This window comes from Leisingera sp. NJS204 (assembly GCF_004123675.1).
Taxonomy (GTDB): Bacteria; Pseudomonadota; Alphaproteobacteria; order Rhodobacterales; family Rhodobacteraceae; genus Leisingera.
On record NZ_CP035417.1, the window covers coordinates 1,923,837 to 1,940,543 of the forward strand.

Genomic DNA, 16,707 nt, shown 5'->3' on the forward strand with positions numbered 1-16,707 from the left:
AACCGCCGCGTTATGGCGTCACTTTGCATTGTCCATGGAGCCGTAATGTCCGGTCGCCAAGAAACTTCCGTTCCGGAACTGCGGGTTTATGCCCCCGAGCACGTCCGGCTGGCCGCGACACTGCTGCTGGCCCTGCTGCTGCTGTCAGGCCCCTGGCTGATGCCGCTGCCCGATTGGATGGGCCGCGGTTTTGTCATGGTGGGGCTGACACTGGCGGCTGTGGCGGTGCTGATGGTTATTCAAACCCGGATGCGTCTGAATGCGCGGTCGATGGCGGCGGAGCTGCTGACCGGCTTTATCGAAAAAGATGCCACGCCAAGTTTTGTCACGGACGGCGATGGAGTGATCCATGCCTGCAACGGGGCCGCTGTAAAACGGTTCCAGGACGGCAGCCGCGACACGTTGGCAGGAACTTTGCGGTCGATCCTGGCCAACCCGTCGGCGGTCTTGTACCGGCTGCAAAGCCGCGCCCGCGTTGATGGTGCCGCCCGCGAGGATATCGTGACCCGGCGCGGCCATGTGCGGCTGGCGGTTCACCAGATGAACGGCGGCAGCTTTCTGTGGCGGGTGGAAGATATCCTTGACCGCGGCGGCAACGGGCGCGGTGCGGAAACGATGCCGGTTCCGATGATCACGGTTGGCCGCACTGGCGCTGTTTTGTTCATGAACGAGGCGGCCCGCAGCCTGATCGGCGAGCGTGTGAAATCCACCGACCGTTTGTTTCCTGCGCTGCCGGTCATGCCCGGGCAGATCAATACGCTCAGCACCAAATCCGGCCCGGTTCAGGTGCTGGTCAGCGAGAAAAACCGCACCCAGGGCCGCAGCGAACTGTTTCTGATGGAAGTGGATGAAGGCAGTTTCGACTCTGCCCAAGCCGGGTTGGAAGCGCTGCCTGTGCCGTTCCTTAAGGTTGCTCCTACAGGTGAAATTCTGACCAGCAACCGCATGGCCCTGCGTCTTTTGGGGATTGAAAGCTGTGCCAATCTGAAACTTGGCCAGCTGATGGAAGGGCTAGGCCGCCCGATGTCGGACTGGCTGCGCGATACCGCCGACGGGCTGGCGCCGAACAAGTCTGAATTCCTGCGCCTGTCGCGTGCTGACAAGGAAGTCTTTGTTCAGGTGACTCTCACCCGGGTGGTGGAAGAGGGCACTCCGATGCTGATCGCAGTGCTGAATGACGCGACCGAGCTGAAGACGCTGGAAGCGCAATTTGTGCAAAGCCAGAAGATGCAGGCAATCGGGCAGCTGGCGGGCGGTGTTGCGCATGACTTTAACAACCTGCTGACCGCGATTTCCGGCCACTGCGATTTGCTGTTGCTGCGCCACGATCAGGGCGACCAGGACTATGGCGATTTGATCCAGATCCACGAGAACGCCAACCGGGCGGCCTCGCTTGTCAGCCAGCTGCTGGCGTTTTCGCGCAAACAGACCCTGCAGCCGGAAACCCTGGATGTGCGGGACACGCTGTCGGACCTGACCCATCTGCTGAACCGGCTGGTGGGTGAAAAGGTCACCCTGACCCTCAGCCACGATCCGGTGATGAAGTCGATCCGGGCTGATAAGCGGCAGCTGGAACAGGTGCTGATGAACCTGGTGGTGAACGCGCGTGATGCGATGCCGCAGGGCGGTGAGATCCGGGTCGAGACGGAAGTGATCGCGCTGGATAAGCCGCTGGAGCGGAACCGCGCCACAGTTCCGGCCGGCGATTGGGTCACCGTGAAAGTGTCCGATGAAGGTGTAGGGATTGCTCCGGACAAGCTGCAAAAGGTGTTTGAACCCTTCTACACCACCAAACGCACGGGCGAGGGAACCGGTTTGGGCCTGTCCACGGCCTATGGCATTATTAAGCAGACCGGCGGCTACATCTTCGTCGACTCGGTCAAGGGGCACGGCACCCAGTTCACCCTGTTCTTTCCGGTCAACAAACAGCAGGCCGACCAGCTTGCCGCTGAAAAACCGGCCGAGATCACGGAGAAGGCTGTTGCCGCCCAGCACGGCGAGGGCGTGGTGCTGCTGGTCGAAGATGAGGCTCCGGTGCGGGCCTTTGCGTCCCGGGCTCTCAGGATGCGGGGCTATACGGTGCTGGAAGCCGAATCCGCCGAGGACGCATTGCGCACGCTGGAAGATCCCGGCCTGACGGTGGATGTGTTTGTCACCGATGTGGTGATGCCGGGCATGGATGGGCCCAGCTGGGTGCGCCAGGCGCTGAAAGAGCGCCCTGATACCCGGGTGGTGTTTGTCTCAGGTTATGCCGAAGGGGCCTTTGGCGAGGCTGACCCGGATGTTCCGAATTCGGTTTTCCTGCCCAAGCCGTTTTCGCTCAACCAGTTGACCGAAACGGTTCATGCGCAACTGCATTAAGGTTGAGAAATCCAGATCTGTAAAAGCCGCCGCTTCCGGCGGCTTTTTATGGTCAACGGGCTGGAATAGAATCGTACAGTTCAAATTCCACAGCACGCTTTCGCCGGACATGGTTCTGGACTTCCGGGCTTAGTGTCAGACTTGCCTGAGGGCTGACATTTTTGCGCTCCAGCCGGATTTCCACGTCCAGGCGCAACTCCAGGAACTGCTTCAACGTGTTCTGATCCTCATAGCGGAACAGATGGCTGACCTTGCAGCCATTTGGCTGTGGCTCCAGGAATTTCGCTTGACTGCCGACATTGGCAAAGGCGGGCGGTTTGCCTTTGCAATAGGCGTGCAGAAAGTCGTCAAAGCTGACATCCTTGGTCGAATTCGGGTTGCCATCCAGCGCCGGCCGCTGCCGGTACCTGTACCAGCTGCCCAGCCAGCTGACCGGCTCCCGCATCACTGCGGCGACCTCAAGTTCGGCTCCGCAGACCTTCTCAAACATCGGCCGGATCCAGCGGTTGTAGCGGTACAGCGGCGCGTGTTTCAGCTCCGGTGGGTCAGAGATCACCAGATCCGCCCGGTTGCGCAACGCCGCCTGAAAGGCGGTGGTGCCGGTTTTGGGAACGGAGAGGAGCGCCAGCCGTTCTTTGAAAAATATCATCATTCCGTTAACTGTCCGGTAAAATTTCTTGCTGCGGATTAACCATCAACCTTTCTTTAACACCCAGAGTTTGATGTGGGTACACAGAGTTTTCTGTTGCAATGTTCTCTTTTTGATCTCATAAGGAACAAGAGGTGAACAAAGCAGTGATTGCCGCACGCCCCGGTGTGTGACACATAGAAAGGGACAAGGGACTATGGCGGATCTTTTGACCATGAAAAATAAAGTAAGCGGTGACAAGCAAAAGGCGCTCGACAGCGCGCTTGCCCAGATTGAGCGGCAGTTCGGCAAGGGCTCCATCATGAAGCTTGGCGATGGCACGGCCTTGCAGGAGATCGAGGCCAGCTCGACCGGATCGCTGGGCCTGGACATCGCGCTGGGGATTGGCGGTCTGCCGATGGGCCGGATCATCGAAATCTACGGTCCGGAAAGCTCGGGCAAGACAACGCTAACGCTGCATTGCATTGCAGAACAGCAGAAAAAGGGCGGTGTCTGCGCCTTTGTCGACGCGGAACACGCGCTGGATCCGCAATATGCGGCCAAGCTGGGCGTCGACCTGGACGAGCTGCTGATTTCGCAGCCCGATACCGGCGAACAGGCGCTGGAAATCACCGATACGCTGGTGCGCTCCGGTGCGGTGAACATGGTCGTCGTCGACTCGGTGGCGGCGCTGACCCCCAAATCCGAGCTTGAGGGCGATATGGGCGACAGCAGTGTCGGCGTACAGGCCCGGCTGATGAGCCAGGCAATGCGCAAGCTGACCGGCTCGATCAGCCGCTCCAAATGCATGGTGATCTTCATCAACCAGATCCGCATGAAGATCGGCGTGATGTTCGGCTCCCCCGAAACCACCACCGGCGGCAACGCGTTGAAGTTCTACTCCTCCGTCCGCCTGGACATCCGCCGCATCGGTGCGATCAAGGACCGGGACGAGGTGGTCGGCAATTCGACCCGCGTCAAAGTGGTAAAGAACAAGGTGGCGCCGCCGTTCAAGCAGGTGGAATTCGACATCATGTATGGCGAAGGCATCTCGAAGATGGGGGAATTGCTGGACCTTGGTGTGGCGGCGGGTGTTGTCAACAAATCCGGCGCCTGGTTCTCCTACGGGGATGAGCGGATCGGGCAGGGGCGTGAAAACGCCAAAACCTTCCTGCGGGACAATGCGGCGATTGCCATTGATATCGAAGACAAGATCCGCGCCTCGCACGGGCTGGAGTTCGACCGTCCGGATGTGAGCGGCACAGACGATATCCTTGAGGCCTAAGCGCCGGGTAATCTGATCAAATATTTGAAATGCGAGGGCGTGGCGCAAGCTGCGCCCTTTTTCATGGGAGACGCCGCTTCGCGCTGTAGACAGTGCGCCGGCTGGGGGGTAAACCTGCCCGGACCGCTTATTTAAGCCCGCAAGAGATCCTGCATATGCCGACGCTCAACGATATCCGCTCAACCTTTCTGAATTACTTTGCCAAACAGGGGCACGAAGTGGTGGATTCCAGCCCGCTGGTGCCGCGCAACGACCCGACCCTGATGTTCACCAACTCAGGCATGGTGCAGTTCAAGAACTGTTTTACCGGGGTTGAGACCCGCGACTACAAACGCGCAACCTCCTCGCAGAAATGCGTGCGCGCCGGCGGCAAGCACAATGACCTCGACAATGTGGGTTACACCGCGCGCCACCACACGTTTTTCGAGATGCTCGGCAATTTCTCCTTTGGCGACTATTTCAAGCATGAGGCGATCCCCTTTGCCTGGGAGCTGATCACCAAGGAACTCGACGTTCCCAAAGACCGGCTTTACACCACCGTCTATCACACCGACGATGAAGCCTTTGAAATCTGGAAGAAAATCGGAGTGCCCGAGGACCGGATCATCCGGATCGCAACCTCGGACAACTTTTGGCAGATGGGCGATACCGGCCCTTGCGGTCCTTGCACCGAAATCTTTTATGACCACGGCGATCATATCTGGGGCGGCCCTCCGGGTTCGCCTGAGGAAGATGGCGACCGGTTCATTGAGATCTGGAACCTCGTTTTCATGCAGAACGAGAAATTCGCAGACGGCTCGATGGTCGATCTGGAGATGCAGTCGATCGACACCGGCATGGGGCTGGAGCGGATTGCGGCGCTGCTGCAGGGCACCCATGACAACTATGAAACCGATCTGTTCAAATCGCTGATTGAAGCTTCGGCAAATGTTACGAATTCCGATCCGTTCGGCGATCAGAACGTGCACCACCGGGTGATCGCGGACCACCTGCGCTCGTGTTCTTTCCTGATCGCTGAGGGCGTGCTGCCCTCGAACGAGGGTCGCGGCTATGTGCTGCGCCGGATCATGCGCCGCGCGATGCGCCATGCGTCGCTGCTGGGCGCCACCGATCCGGTGATGCACAAACTGGTGCCGGCACTCGTGCAGAAGATGGGCGCGGCCTATCCGGAACTTGGCCAGGGCCAGGCGCTGATCGAAGAGACCTTTGAGCAGGAAGAAACCCGGTTCCTCAGGACGCTGGACCGCGGCCTGAAGCTGCTGGATGAGGCCTCGGGCGATTTGGGCAAGGGCGATGTCCTGCCCGGTGAAACTGCGTTCAAACTGTACGACACATTCGGTTTCCCGCTTGACCTGACGCAGGACGCGCTGCGCGCCAAGGAGATCGAGGTCGATACCGATGGTTTCGATGCGGCGATGCAGGCGCAAAAGGAGAAATCCCGCGCTGGCGGCATCGGTCTGGGCGAAGTGGCGGATGTGAAGGTTTACTTCGATATTCTTGACGCAAATGGGCCGACCGAATTCCTGGGCTACGAGACAGAAAAGGCCGAAGGCCAGGTTGCCGCTATCGTCAAGGACGGTGCGCAGGTTCAATCGGCGGGCAAGGGGGAAACTGTTCAGATCATCCTGAACCAGACGCCGTTTTACGGCGAAAGCGGCGGCCAGGTTGGCGACAGCGGCGTTCTGACCGTCGAAGGCGGCGCGGCCCGCATCACCGACACCAAAAAGGTGGAGGGGTTGTTCCTGCACATTGCCGAAGTGATCGAAGGCGAAGTTTCTGTCGGCCTGGGTGCCGCTATGGAGGTTGATCACGCGCGCCGCAGCCGGATCCGGGCCAACCACTCGGCCACGCATCTGCTGCATGAGGCGCTGCGCAACGCACTGGGGGAGCATGTGGCCCAGAAAGGTTCGCTGAATGCTGCGGACCGTCTGCGATTTGATTTCAGCCACAACAAGGCGATGAGCGCAGCTGAGCTGACGAAGGTCGGCACAGAAGTAAATGATTTCATTCGCCAAAACACCCCTGTTTCGACCCGGATCATGACCCCGGATGATGCGCGGGACTTGGGCGCGCAGGCGCTGTTCGGCGAGAAATACGGCGATGAAGTCCGAGTGGTATCCATGGGCCGGGCCGAAACCGGCAAGGGCCATGATGGCGACACCTATTCCATCGAATTGTGCGGCGGCACCCATGTGAAGCAAACCGGCGACATTGGCACCTTTGTGATCCTTGGCGACAGCGCGTCCTCGGCTGGCGTGCGCCGGATCGAAGCGCTAACGGGTGCCGCGGCGTTTGAGCATCTGGAGCGTGAAGCGGGCCGGATGGCCGAGATTGCAACTGCGCTGAAGGCGCAGCCTGCGGATGTTATGGACCGCCTGAAAGCGATGATGGACGAGCGTAAAGTGCTGCAGAACGAGATTTCGAATCTCAAGCAGCAGGTTGCGATGGGTGGTGGTTCCGGCAACGGCGCCGATGCCAAGGACGTCAACGGCAAGAAGTTCCTGGCCCAGGCCCTGAAAGGGGTGTCCGGCAAGGATCTCCGCGGCCTGATTGATGCACATAAGCAGAACATCGGCTCTGGTGTGATCCTGCTGATCGCCGAGGAAGATGGCAAGGTTGCTGTGGCCGCTGGTGTGACCGACGATCTGACTGGCGAAATCTCAGCTGTGGACGTGCTGAAGGCGGCCGTTCCGGCCGTGGGCGGCAAAGGCGGCGGCGGCCGTCCGGATATGGCCCAGGGCGGCGGCAAGGATTTCTCCGGCGCCGACGAGGCGATCAAGGCAGCCGAGGCTGTGCTGGCTGGCTGACCATTTGGTCAAAAAATACTTGGTCTTTCCGGCAAATTGCCTAATCTGCCGGAAAGATCATAACTTGGGAGGCTCCGATGCCCGCACTTTGGATTGCACATGTGACCGTCACCGACGCTGATGCCTATGGCAAATATGCCGAATTGGCGGGGCCTGCCATCGCCAAGCACGGCGGCACGTTTGTCGCCCGCGGCGGGCGTTTCGTGCAGCTGGAGGGTAAGGAGCGCCCGCGCAATGTGGTGGCCAAATTCCCAAGTGTCGATGCCGCAGTCGATTGCTATCACAGCCCGGAATACCAGGAAGCGCTGAGCCATGCGCGCGGCGCGTCCGAGCGCGAACTGATGGTGGTGGAAACCTCCGAATAATGATCACCGCTTTTGCGGAGATGCTGAAACGCCACGCTGGCCAGGGCCGGGTGGCGTGGATCGGCCTGCGCCCTGCGCGGCGGGAAGAAATTCTGACAGTGGAAACTGCGGATGTAACTGCAGCGGGTCTTTGCGGCGATCACGCCAAAGAGGGCAAACGCGCCGTTACATTAATCCAGGCCGAGCATCTGCCGGTGATTGAGGCCCTTGCCGGGCTGGATAGGTTACAGCCGGAAGTGCTGCGCCGGAACTTTGTCATTTCCGGGATCAATCTGGCGGCTTTACGCAAAGCCAAACTGCAAATCGGCAGCGCTGTTTTGCAGGTTACCGGCCCCTGTCCGCCCTGTTCGCGGATGGAAGCGGTGCTGGGCCATGGCGGTTACAACGCGATGCGCGGACATGGCGGCTGGTATGCCGAAGTGGTGGAGCCGGGCAGGGTGGCTTTGGGCGCCAGTGTCACGGCGTTGACTTCGGCAGAATAGAAAACGGCGGCAGAGATTTCTGCCGCCGTTTCTTGTTTATCAGGCGTTGGCCTTGGCCATCCGCTTACGCTCATGCGGGTCCAGGTAGCGCTTGCGCAGGCGCACCGAATTCGGCGTCACCTCGACCAGCTCGTCGTCGTTGATATAGGCAATCGACTCTTCCAGCGATAGTGTCACCGGGGTGGTCAAACGCACTGCGTCATCGGTGCCCGATGCACGCACGTTGGTCAGTTTCTTACCCTTCAGCGGGTTCACTTCGAGGTCGTTCTCGCGGGAATGCTCGCCGATGATCATGCCGGTGTAGACGTCGGCCTGAGCGCCGATCATCATTTTACCGCGGTCTTCCAGGTTCCACAGGGCAAACGCAACAGATGTTCCGTTCTCCATCGAGATCAGAACACCGGCGCGGCGGCCAGGGATCGCGCCCTTGTGCGCGGTCCAGCCGTGGAACACGCGGTTCAGAACGCCGGTGCCGCGGGTATCGGTGAGGAATTCGCCGTGATAGCCGATCAGCCCGCGCGAGGGCACATGCGCAATAATGCGGGTCTTGCCTGCGCCTGCAGGTTTCATCTCGACCAGCTCGCCTTTGCGGGTGCCGGTCAGCTTTTCAATCACCGCGCCGGAGTATTCGTCGTCCACGTCGATGGTGGCTTCTTCGACCGGCTCCATGCGGACGCCGTCGACGTCCTTCATGATCACCTGCGGGCGGGAAATCGACAGCTCGAACCCTTCGCGGCGCATGTTTTCGATCAGGACGCCCATCTGCAGTTCGCCGCGGCCCGAAACCTCAAACGCCTCGCCGCCGGGAGTGTCGGCGATTTTGATCGCAACGTTGGACTCGGCCTCTTTCATCAGGCGGTCGCGGATAACGCGCGACTGGACTTTCTTGCCGTCACGGCCGGCCAGCGGGCTGTCGTTGATGCCAAAGGTCACGGTGATGGTCGGCGGGTCAATCGGCTGAGCATCCAGCGGGTCATCCACGGCGAGGGCGCAGATGGTGTCGGCCACGGTCGCCTTGGCCATGCCTGCGATGGAGACGATGTCGCCAGCCTGTGCTTCCTCAATGTCCTGCTGGGCCAGGCCGCGGAACGCCTGGATACGGGTCACGCGGAACTGCTCGATCTTTTGGCCGATGCGAGTGAGGGCCTGCACGGTGGCGCCGACCTTCAGTTTGCCGGATTCGACGCGGCCGGTCAGCAGGCGGCCCACAAAGGGGTCGCTGCCCAGGGTGGTGGCCAGCATCCGGAAATCTTCGTCCTGACGTTTGATCTGTTTCGGCTCAGGCACGTGGTTCACGATCAGGTTGAACAGCGCATGCAGATCCTTGCGCGGGCCGTCCAGTTCCGCATCGGCCCAGCCGGAACGGCCGGACGCATACATATGTGGGAAGTCCAGCTGGTCTTCGGTGGCTTCGAGGGAAGCAAAAAGGTCAAAGCATTCGTCGAGCGCACGGTCGGGTTCGGCGTCCGGCTTGTCGACCTTGTTCAGCACCACGATCGGACGCAGGCCCAGGGCCAGGGCCTTGGAGGTCACGAATTTGGTCTGCGGCATCGGGCCTTCGGCGGCGTCCACCAACAGTACCACACCGTCGACCATCGACAGGATCCGCTCAACCTCGCCGCCGAAATCGGCGTGGCCGGGGGTGTCGACGATGTTGATACGGGTGCCGTTCCACTCGACCGAGGTGGGCTTGGCAAAAATGGTAATGCCGCGCTCGCGCTCCAGATCGTTGCTGTCCATGGCGCGTTCCGCCACAGCCTGATTTTCGCGGAAGGCGCCGGATTGTTTCAGCAGCTCGTCGACCAGGGTGGTTTTGCCGTGGTCAACGTGAGCAATGATCGCAATGTTGCGCAAGTCCATGACGTTCGCCTTTGTAAGGAAGTTGGGCCGCGCATAGCCCGAACCCCGCACAAAGGCCAGAGGAAATCCGTCCAAAGAAGCCGCAAATGCGGATCTAATGGGCCGAAGACTTGGAAAACAGGTGAATGATGATGATGCCGGACATGATCAGCACCATGCCGATCACGGCTGGCAGATCCAGCTTCTGCCCAAAAACAATGAAGGCAATAACAGCTATCAGCAGGATGCCAAGACCCGACCAGATCGCATAGACAATACCCACCGGCATGAATTTGAGTGTCAGCCCCATCATGTAAAAGGAAAACGCATAAGCGACCAGAACGATCAGCGACGGTCCAAGTTTGCTGAACTGCTGACTGGCCTGCAGGGCCGTTGTGCCAATGGTTTCTGCAGCAACCGCAATAATCAGGTAGATATAGTGAACCGGCATCTCTGCCTCCGTGTACGCGTTTTGCCCGGCCTGCGGCGGAGCAGTGTTCCTTTCTCCGGTACCGTATTCAATGCAGGGCAGGAAGTCCCAATGCGTCACTGTTTGCCCTGTTTTCGGCCGCCGCGGCAATGAACAGATGACTGTGCGCAGATACGCTGTACTAAAAAGCCAAGCTGACTTAGATGAATGTTCCAAGTTTTGCGTCAGGAATAGAATAACAGTCCTGATCGGATCTTCAACACAAGGAGCAACATATGTGCCGCTGGGCTGCCTACACCGGTGCCAAAGTCTTTTTGGAAGACATCATTTCAATACCTGCGCATTCGCTGATAGCGCAAAGCCAAAAGGCGGTCGAATGCAAGACTGCGACCAACGGCGACGGGTTCGGCATTGCATGGTACGGGCAGCGGACCGAGCCGGGGCTCTACCGCGATGTTTCCCCCGCATGGTCGGACTGTAATCTGCGTGCGCTGGTGAACCAGGTTCAATCCGGTCTTTTCCTGGCGCATGTTCGGGCCTCAACCGGATCCGCTACCAGCCGTAACAATTGCCATCCTTTCGCAGCCGGGAGATGGAGTTTCATGCACAACGGCCAGGTCGGCGGGTTTGAGAATTTCCGCCGCCATGCAGACATGTGCATCCCTGATGAGCTGTATCAACACCGCAAAGGGGCTACTGACAGCGAAGTGCTGTTTCTTCTGGCCCTGCGCGAAGGCCTGGACATTGATCCGAAAGCGGCGCTGGAACGGGCGGCGGGCCGCATGGAGGCTTTGTCGCGGGCTCGGGGCCGAACACCGCATATGCGGTTGTCCGTAGCCATGTCGGATGGAGAGACGCTTTATGCGGCGCGCTACTCCTCTGACAGTATCGCACCTTCGGTCTACTACCGCTGGAGCCACAGCCTGAAGGGATGGGCGGTTGTATCGGAACCGCTTGAGGACACAGGTGAAGCATGGAGTGAACTGCAACCGGGGGAGTTTCTGACGCTGACCTCCCAAGGCGCGGAAACGCAACCGTTTCAGCCGTTTCTGGAGTGAAGCGCAGCCCCGAACCGGAGTTGCGGCCAGTGTTTACAAACGTCCGGCCGCGCGGAACCAAGGTTCAATCTTTGCCCGGACATAGGTCCAGACGTCCGGTGTGCCGCGGCTGACCTTGCCGCCGACGCGGGTGTCCAGCTGCGGCAGGCTCACGTCATAGTCGACCCAGCTGCCGCCGCCGTTCAACAGGTTGAGCAGCACTGGCTGGACCCGGTCGATGGATTTGGCGAAAACAGCGTCAGCACTCTCTGCCGCCTCGAACTCTTCCCAGATCGCCCGCATCGGCAGGCCTTGATCGGCAGGCAGCAGGCCAAACAGGCGGTCTGCGGCTGCTTCTTCCTTTGCCGCAAGCGCGGCAAGGGCTGCGGGATCAGTCACGCCGTGGATCGGCGCATCACCGGCGTCGATCTCCACGAGATCATGCAGCAGCAGCATTTGCAGCACCCGGTCCACATCTAGCGGGCCGGCGCTGTGTTCTGCCAGAATCCAAGCATACAACATGATGTGCCAGCTGTGCTCGGCTGAGTTTTCGTGGCGTGACCCATCGCCCAGTTTGGACGCGCGGGTGATCAGCTTCAGTTTATCCGCCTCATTCAGGAAGGGCAGGCGGGCTGTCAGACGGCTGCAGTCAAAGCTGGTATCTTCGTTCAGGAGAGCCAATGCGTGGTGATAGGCTTCGGGGAAATCCTGCTCCAGCGCGGCTGCGCGCCCGCCATTCAGGTTTTGCCGGACCACATCGACATGCCAATCCAAAGGATTGGTGCCGTAAAGCGTTTGGAAAATCGGCTGGCAATGGTCTACCCGTTTGGCAAAACGCGCATCGGGGCTTTCCGCGGCCTCGAATTCCTGCCACAGGCCTAACAAGTCAGTGCCCTGATCTGCGGGAAGAAGGCCGAACAGGCGCTTGGCGGCGGCGTCTTCTGCCTGTGCTACAGCGTCCCAATCGACCTTATCCGTGATCGGATGATCGCCGGCGTCGATTTCGACCAGATCATGCAGCAGCAGCATCCGGACAGCGCGGAGAATATCCACCTCTGGCGCAGCAAACGGTGCCAGCACCAACGCATAAAGCGCCAGATGCCAGCTGTGTTCCGCCGAGTTTTCGCGCCGGCTGCAATCAATGATCAGGTTTTGGCGGTCAATACGGCGAAGCTTGTCCGCTTCCAGCAAGAAGGCGAACTGCGCGTCCAGCCGGTCGCTCATGCTTCGCCCTTTGCGTCAAGCTGCGCCTGAATTGCGCTGACCTTCTGATTGAGAAACTCCCGCGCCTTGCGTTCGGCCAGACGCACGCGCATTTCGGTCAGAAACGCTTCTTCGAGCGATTGGGAGGCGGCGCCAAGTACCTGGCCCACCTCCACATACAGCCGGTCTTCGCCGCTGGCCTCCTGCACCTTGATCGTATCGAGCGCCAGTTTTTGGGCCAGCGTTTCGATCGTGCCCATCAGCGGCTGTTCTCGGTCAGGCGGCGCTTCACGTAATCGGACACATCGCCGATCATCGTGTCCATATGCGGCTCCTGGAAGAAGTGATCCGCACCCTCGATCTCGGTATGAGTGATGGTGATCCCCTTCTGCTCATGCAGTTTGCCAACCAGATTGGCGGTATCTGCAGGCGGCGCCACACGGTCGGATGTGCCGTTGATGATCAGACCGGAAGACGGGCAGGGCGCCAGGAAGGAAAAGTCATACATGTTGGCCGGCGGCGCAACTGAGATGAAGCCGGTAATCTCCGGGCGGCGCATCAACAGCTGCATGCCGATCCAGGCGCCGAACGAAAAGCCCGCAACCCAGCAATGCTTGGAATTGGTGTTCATCGACTGCAGGTAATCCAGCGCCGACGCCGCATCCGACAGCTCGCCCACACCTTGGTCGTATTCGCCCTGGCTGCGGCCGACGCCGCGGAAATTGAACCGCAGAACCGTAAAGCCCATGTTGTAGAACGCGTAGTGGAGGTTATAGACCACCTTGTTGTTCATGGTTCCGCCGAACTGCGGATGCGGGTGCAGCACGATGGCGATCGGGGCGTCTTTTTCTTTTTGCGGGTGATAGCGGCCTTCGAGGCGGCCTTCGGGTCCAGGAAAGATGACCTCGGGCATGGGTGGTTCAAATCCTACTCTCGTTCTCGCGACTGCCGGCAGAAAACTTGACGGGTTCCGTCGGGCATCTTAGAACAGTTCTAATCAAGGGCGCTGGCCTCGCCATACACCGTCAGGCTGAGATACGCACAGACGCGGGGAAGGTCAATGTTTTCGCACTCGCGCCCTGGTTTTGAGGGATAAAATATGAAGCTTTCAACCAAAGGGCGCTATGCAATGGTTGCGCTGGCGGATATCGCGCTGCAGCCGCAGGGCAAATTGGTGCCGCTGGGCGACATCTCCAAGCGGCAGGATATCTCGCTGCCGTATCTGGAGCAGTTGTTTGTCAAGCTGCGCCGTGCGGGTCTGGTCGAGTCGGTGCGCGGCCCTGGCGGCGGCTACCGCCTGGCGATGGTGCCATCAGAGATCCGGGTGGTCGATGTGCTGTCTGCCGTGGATGAAACGGTTGATGCGATGCACAAAGGGGCGGGCGCCTCGGGCGCGCTGTCCGGCAGCCGGGCGCAGTCGCTGACCAACCGTCTGTGGGAGGGTTTGAGTGCGCATGTTTATGTGTTTCTGCATCAAACCCGTCTGTCGGATGTGATCAAGAATGATCTGGCGCCATGCCCGGCGGTGCCCAGCCTGTTTGCTGTCGTGGATGAATGAGGTGCAAAGAATTCACCTTCTTTGTCTTTCCGGACCCTACAAGGGTACCGCACAAATCTCGCGGGAAAGCTTTGCGAAATGCTGCAAGGCCGCGTATGAGGCGGCAGCGATCCGTAAAAAGATGACTCTATGACACGCGTTTATCTTGACCATAATGCCACCGCCATTCTGCGCCCCGAGGCGCGGGCGGCTATGATCGCGGCGATGGAAGTCTGCGGCAACCCGTCGTCGGTGCATGCCGAAGGCCGTGCCGCCAAGGCGCTGGTTGAGAAGGCGCGGGCGCAGGTGGCGGCTGCTTTTGGGGCTGACGGCGCGGATATTGTGTTCACCTCCGGATCCACGGAAGGTGCATCGCTGGCATTGGCGGGCCGCGATCTGCATGGCGCCCCGGTAGAGCATGATGCGGTGCGCGCCTGGACGGTGGAAGATCTTGAGGTAAGTGCCGATGGGACGGTCAGGGTTACCGATCCCGCATCCTGCACAGTACAATTGGCCAATTCCGAAACCGGCATTGTGCAGCACTTGCCGGACGGGCTGGCGGTGACGGATGCGACCCAGGCTTTTGGAAAATTGCCAGTGGCGTTCAACTGGCTGGGCGCGCAAATGGCGCTGATTTCTGCACATAAACTGGGCGGACCCAAGGGCATCGGCGCGGTTGTGATCAAACGCGGTACCGACCTGCCTGCGCAGATTAAGGGTGGCGGTCAGGAAATGGGCCGCCGGTCGGGCACTGAAAATGTCATTGGAATCGCGGGTTTCGGCGCCGCAGCTGAAGCAGCGGCAAAAGATCTGGCAAATGGTGTCTGGGACAGGGTTGCAGAACTTAGAAATATTCTAGAAAAGGCGCTTGTGTCTGGCGCAAGCCATACTATTTTTGTCGGGAAGGATCAGAGGCGGCTGCCGAACACCCTGTGTTTTGCGACGCCGGGCTGGAAGGGCGAAACCCAGGTCATGCAGATGGATCTGGCGGGATTTGCCATCAGCGCGGGCAGCGCCTGTTCCAGCGGCAAGGTGCGCGCCAGCGCGGTGCTGACCGCAATGGGGTATGACGAGGCAACGGCGCAGGGCGCAATCCGCGTGTCGCTGGGGCCTGAGACAACAGAAGAAGACGTGCTGCGCTTTGCCGATGCGTGGCTGTTAAAAGAAAAGAAACATCGCGCCCGTGCGGCGTGAGTGAGGAGATGACAATGGCCGCTTTGGACCAGACCCAAGTCAAGGATGGTGTTGACCAGGAAACCGTGGACGCAGTCCGCGAGGTTGGCGGTGCTTACAAATACGGTTGGGAAACCGATATCGAGATGGAATACGCCCCCAAAGGGCTGACCACGGATATTGTCCGGCTGATTTCGGAAAAGAACGAAGAGCCGGAATGGATGCTGAACTGGCGGCTGGAAGCCTATGAGCGCTGGCTGACCAAGGAAGAACCCGACTGGGCGATGGTGGATTATCCGGAAATCGATTTCCAGGATCAGTATTATTATGCCCGTCCCAAGTCGATGGAAGTGAAACCCAAGTCGCTGGACGAGGTCGATCCCAAGCTGCTGGCGACTTATGAAAAGCTGGGTATCCCGCTGAAAGAACAGATGATTCTGGCCGGCGTTGAAGGCGCTGAGAATGCGCCTGCTGAAGGCCGCAAGGTTGCCGTGGACGCTGTTTTCGACTCCGTTTCCGTCGGCACCACCTTCCAGAAAGAGCTGAAAGAGGCGGGCGTCATCTTCTGCTCGATTTCCGAGGCTATCCGCGAACATCCTGAGCTGGTCAAAAAATACCTCGGCTCGGTGGTTCCGGTTTCCGACAACTTCTATGCCACCTTGAACTCCGCCGTGTTCTCGGACGGCTCGTTCGTCTATGTGCCGCCGGGCGTGCGCTGCCCGATGGAGCTGTCGACCTATTTCCGCATCAATGCTGAAAACACCGGCCAGTTCGAACGCACCCTGATCATTGCCGATAAAGGCAGCTATGTCAGCTACTTGGAAGGCTGCACTGCACCGGCGCGCGATATCGCCCAGCTGCATGCCGCGGTGGTGGAAATCATCATTGAAGAAGACGCCGAGGTTAAATACTCCACCGTCCAGAACTGGTATCCGGGCGATGAGAACGGCAAGGGCGGCATTTACAACTTTGTCACCAAACGCGCCGACTGCCGCGGCGACCGCGCCAAGGTGATGTGGACCCAGGTGGAAACCGGCTCTGCCGTGACCTGGAAATACCCCTCCTGCATCCTGCGCGGCAATGAAAGCCAGGGCGAATTCTACTCGATCGCCATCGCCAACAATATGCAGCAGGCCGATACCGGCACCAAGATGGTGCACCTTGGCAAAAACACCAAATCGCGCATTGTTTCCAAGGGGATCAGTGCCGGTAAGGCGCAAAATACCTATCGCGGCCTGGTGTCGATGCACCCAAAAGCCAAGGACAGCCGCAACTACACCCAGTGCGACAGCTTGCTGATCGGCGGCAACTGCGGCGCCCACACGGTTCCCTATATCGAGGTCAAGAACAACTCCTCGCGCGTGGAGCATGAGGCGACGACGTCCAAGGTGGATGACGACCAGCTGTTCTACTGCCGCCAGCGCGGCATGGACGAGGAGGAGGCGGTGGCCCTGGTGGTCAACGGCTTCTGCAAGGACGTGCTGCAGGCACTGCCGATGGAATTCGCCATGGAAGCACAGCAACTGGTTGCGATCTCGCTGGAAGGGTCTGTGGGGTAAG

Annotated in this window: 15 protein-coding genes; 9 read left to right on the forward strand and 6 right to left on the reverse strand. The window is 59.7% G+C overall.

Translation table 11 applies throughout. The annotated features are described in order from the left end of the window. The first annotated feature begins 45 nt into the window (after nucleotides 1-45). Nucleotides 46-2,361: an ATP-binding response regulator gene (locus ETW24_RS09445; protein ID WP_129370824.1), complete on the forward strand. Its 2,316-nt coding sequence runs from the start codon at nucleotides 46-48 to the stop codon at nucleotides 2,359-2,361. 52 nt (nucleotides 2,362-2,413) lie between these two features. Here ETW24_RS09445 and ETW24_RS09450 read toward each other — a convergent pair whose 3' ends face one another. Then, nucleotides 2,414-3,013, reverse strand: a complete 600-nt coding sequence (locus ETW24_RS09450) for a gamma-glutamyl kinase (RefSeq protein ID WP_129370825.1) — start codon at nucleotides 3,011-3,013, stop codon at nucleotides 2,414-2,416. Nucleotides 3,014-3,206: 193 nt separating this feature from the next. Here ETW24_RS09450 and recA point away from each other — a divergent pair, with 193 nt between their 5' ends. The 4 genes from recA (at nucleotide 3,207) to ETW24_RS09470 (ending at nucleotide 7,928) form a co-directional block, all read left to right on the forward strand. Continuing rightward, entirely contained in the window at nucleotides 3,207-4,274 is a 1,068-nt protein-coding gene (recA, locus tag ETW24_RS09455; protein WP_129370826.1) for a recombinase RecA, read from the forward strand. 155 nt (nucleotides 4,275-4,429) lie between these two features. Then, entirely contained in the window at nucleotides 4,430-7,081 is a 2,652-nt protein-coding gene (alaS, locus tag ETW24_RS09460) for an alanine--tRNA ligase (RefSeq protein WP_129370827.1), read from the forward strand. 77 nt (nucleotides 7,082-7,158) lie between these two features. Beyond that, nucleotides 7,159-7,446: a DUF1330 domain-containing protein gene (locus tag ETW24_RS09465; protein ID WP_027258893.1), complete on the forward strand. Its 288-nt coding sequence runs from the start codon at nucleotides 7,159-7,161 to the stop codon at nucleotides 7,444-7,446. Next, the gene (locus tag ETW24_RS09470) at nucleotides 7,446-7,928 is read left to right on the forward strand and encodes an MOSC domain-containing protein (RefSeq protein WP_129370828.1); all 483 of its coding nucleotides are present in this window, start codon (nucleotides 7,446-7,448) and stop codon (nucleotides 7,926-7,928) included. The genes ETW24_RS09465 and ETW24_RS09470 overlap by 1 nt, the downstream gene beginning before the upstream one ends. A gap of 39 nt (nucleotides 7,929-7,967) precedes the next feature. On the opposite strand, the gene typA is transcribed toward ETW24_RS09470, so the two are convergent. Together typA and ETW24_RS09480 are read right to left on the reverse strand one after the other, a co-directional pair. Continuing rightward, nucleotides 7,968-9,788, reverse strand: a complete 1,821-nt coding sequence (typA, locus tag ETW24_RS09475) for a translational GTPase TypA (protein WP_129370829.1) — start codon at nucleotides 9,786-9,788, stop codon at nucleotides 7,968-7,970. Between the two features lie 94 nt (nucleotides 9,789-9,882). Further along, nucleotides 9,883-10,218, reverse strand: a complete 336-nt coding sequence (locus tag ETW24_RS09480; RefSeq protein WP_129370830.1) for a DMT family transporter — start codon at nucleotides 10,216-10,218, stop codon at nucleotides 9,883-9,885. Nucleotides 10,219-10,472: 254 nt separating this feature from the next. Between ETW24_RS09480 and ETW24_RS09485 the strand changes: the two genes are divergently transcribed. Then, nucleotides 10,473-11,255 (forward strand): class II glutamine amidotransferase, encoded by a 783-nt coding sequence (locus ETW24_RS09485; RefSeq protein WP_129370831.1) that lies wholly within the window; start codon nucleotides 10,473-10,475, stop codon nucleotides 11,253-11,255. A 33-nt stretch (nucleotides 11,256-11,288) separates the two neighbouring features. Here the strand turns inward: ETW24_RS09485 and ETW24_RS09490 are convergent, their stop codons facing one another. Genes ETW24_RS09490 through ETW24_RS09500 form a run of 3 tightly spaced genes read right to left on the reverse strand, consistent with a single transcriptional unit; the run spans nucleotide 11,289 to nucleotide 13,350 of the window. Then, nucleotides 11,289-12,458, reverse strand: coding sequence for an HD domain-containing protein (locus ETW24_RS09490; protein WP_129370832.1), 1,170 nt, complete (start codon nucleotides 12,456-12,458; stop codon nucleotides 11,289-11,291). Further along, nucleotides 12,455-12,697: a hypothetical protein gene (locus tag ETW24_RS09495; RefSeq protein ID WP_129370833.1), complete on the reverse strand. Its 243-nt coding sequence runs from the start codon at nucleotides 12,695-12,697 to the stop codon at nucleotides 12,455-12,457. The genes ETW24_RS09490 and ETW24_RS09495 overlap by 4 nt, the downstream gene beginning before the upstream one ends. Then, on the reverse strand, nucleotides 12,697-13,350 hold the full coding sequence (locus tag ETW24_RS09500) for an alpha/beta hydrolase (RefSeq protein WP_129370834.1): 654 nt from the start codon (nucleotides 13,348-13,350) through the stop codon (nucleotides 12,697-12,699). The genes ETW24_RS09495 and ETW24_RS09500 overlap by 1 nt, the downstream gene beginning before the upstream one ends. Nucleotides 13,351-13,536: 186 nt before the next feature. On the opposite strand from ETW24_RS09500, the gene ETW24_RS09505 reads away from it, so the two are divergent. The 3 genes from ETW24_RS09505 to sufB all read left to right on the forward strand — a co-directional run bounded on the left by ETW24_RS09505 (nucleotide 13,537) and on the right by sufB (nucleotide 16,706). Then, nucleotides 13,537-13,995, forward strand: a complete 459-nt coding sequence (locus tag ETW24_RS09505; protein WP_129370835.1) for an Rrf2 family transcriptional regulator — start codon at nucleotides 13,537-13,539, stop codon at nucleotides 13,993-13,995. 129 nt (nucleotides 13,996-14,124) lie between these two features. After that, a complete protein-coding gene (locus ETW24_RS09510) occupies nucleotides 14,125-15,168 on the forward strand; it encodes a cysteine desulfurase family protein (RefSeq protein ID WP_129370836.1) in 1,044 nt (347 codons plus the stop codon). 14 nt (nucleotides 15,169-15,182) lie between these two features. Beyond that, nucleotides 15,183-16,706, forward strand: a complete 1,524-nt coding sequence (gene sufB, locus ETW24_RS09515; protein WP_129370837.1) for a Fe-S cluster assembly protein SufB — start codon at nucleotides 15,183-15,185, stop codon at nucleotides 16,704-16,706. Nucleotide 16,707: the final 1 nt, after the last annotated feature.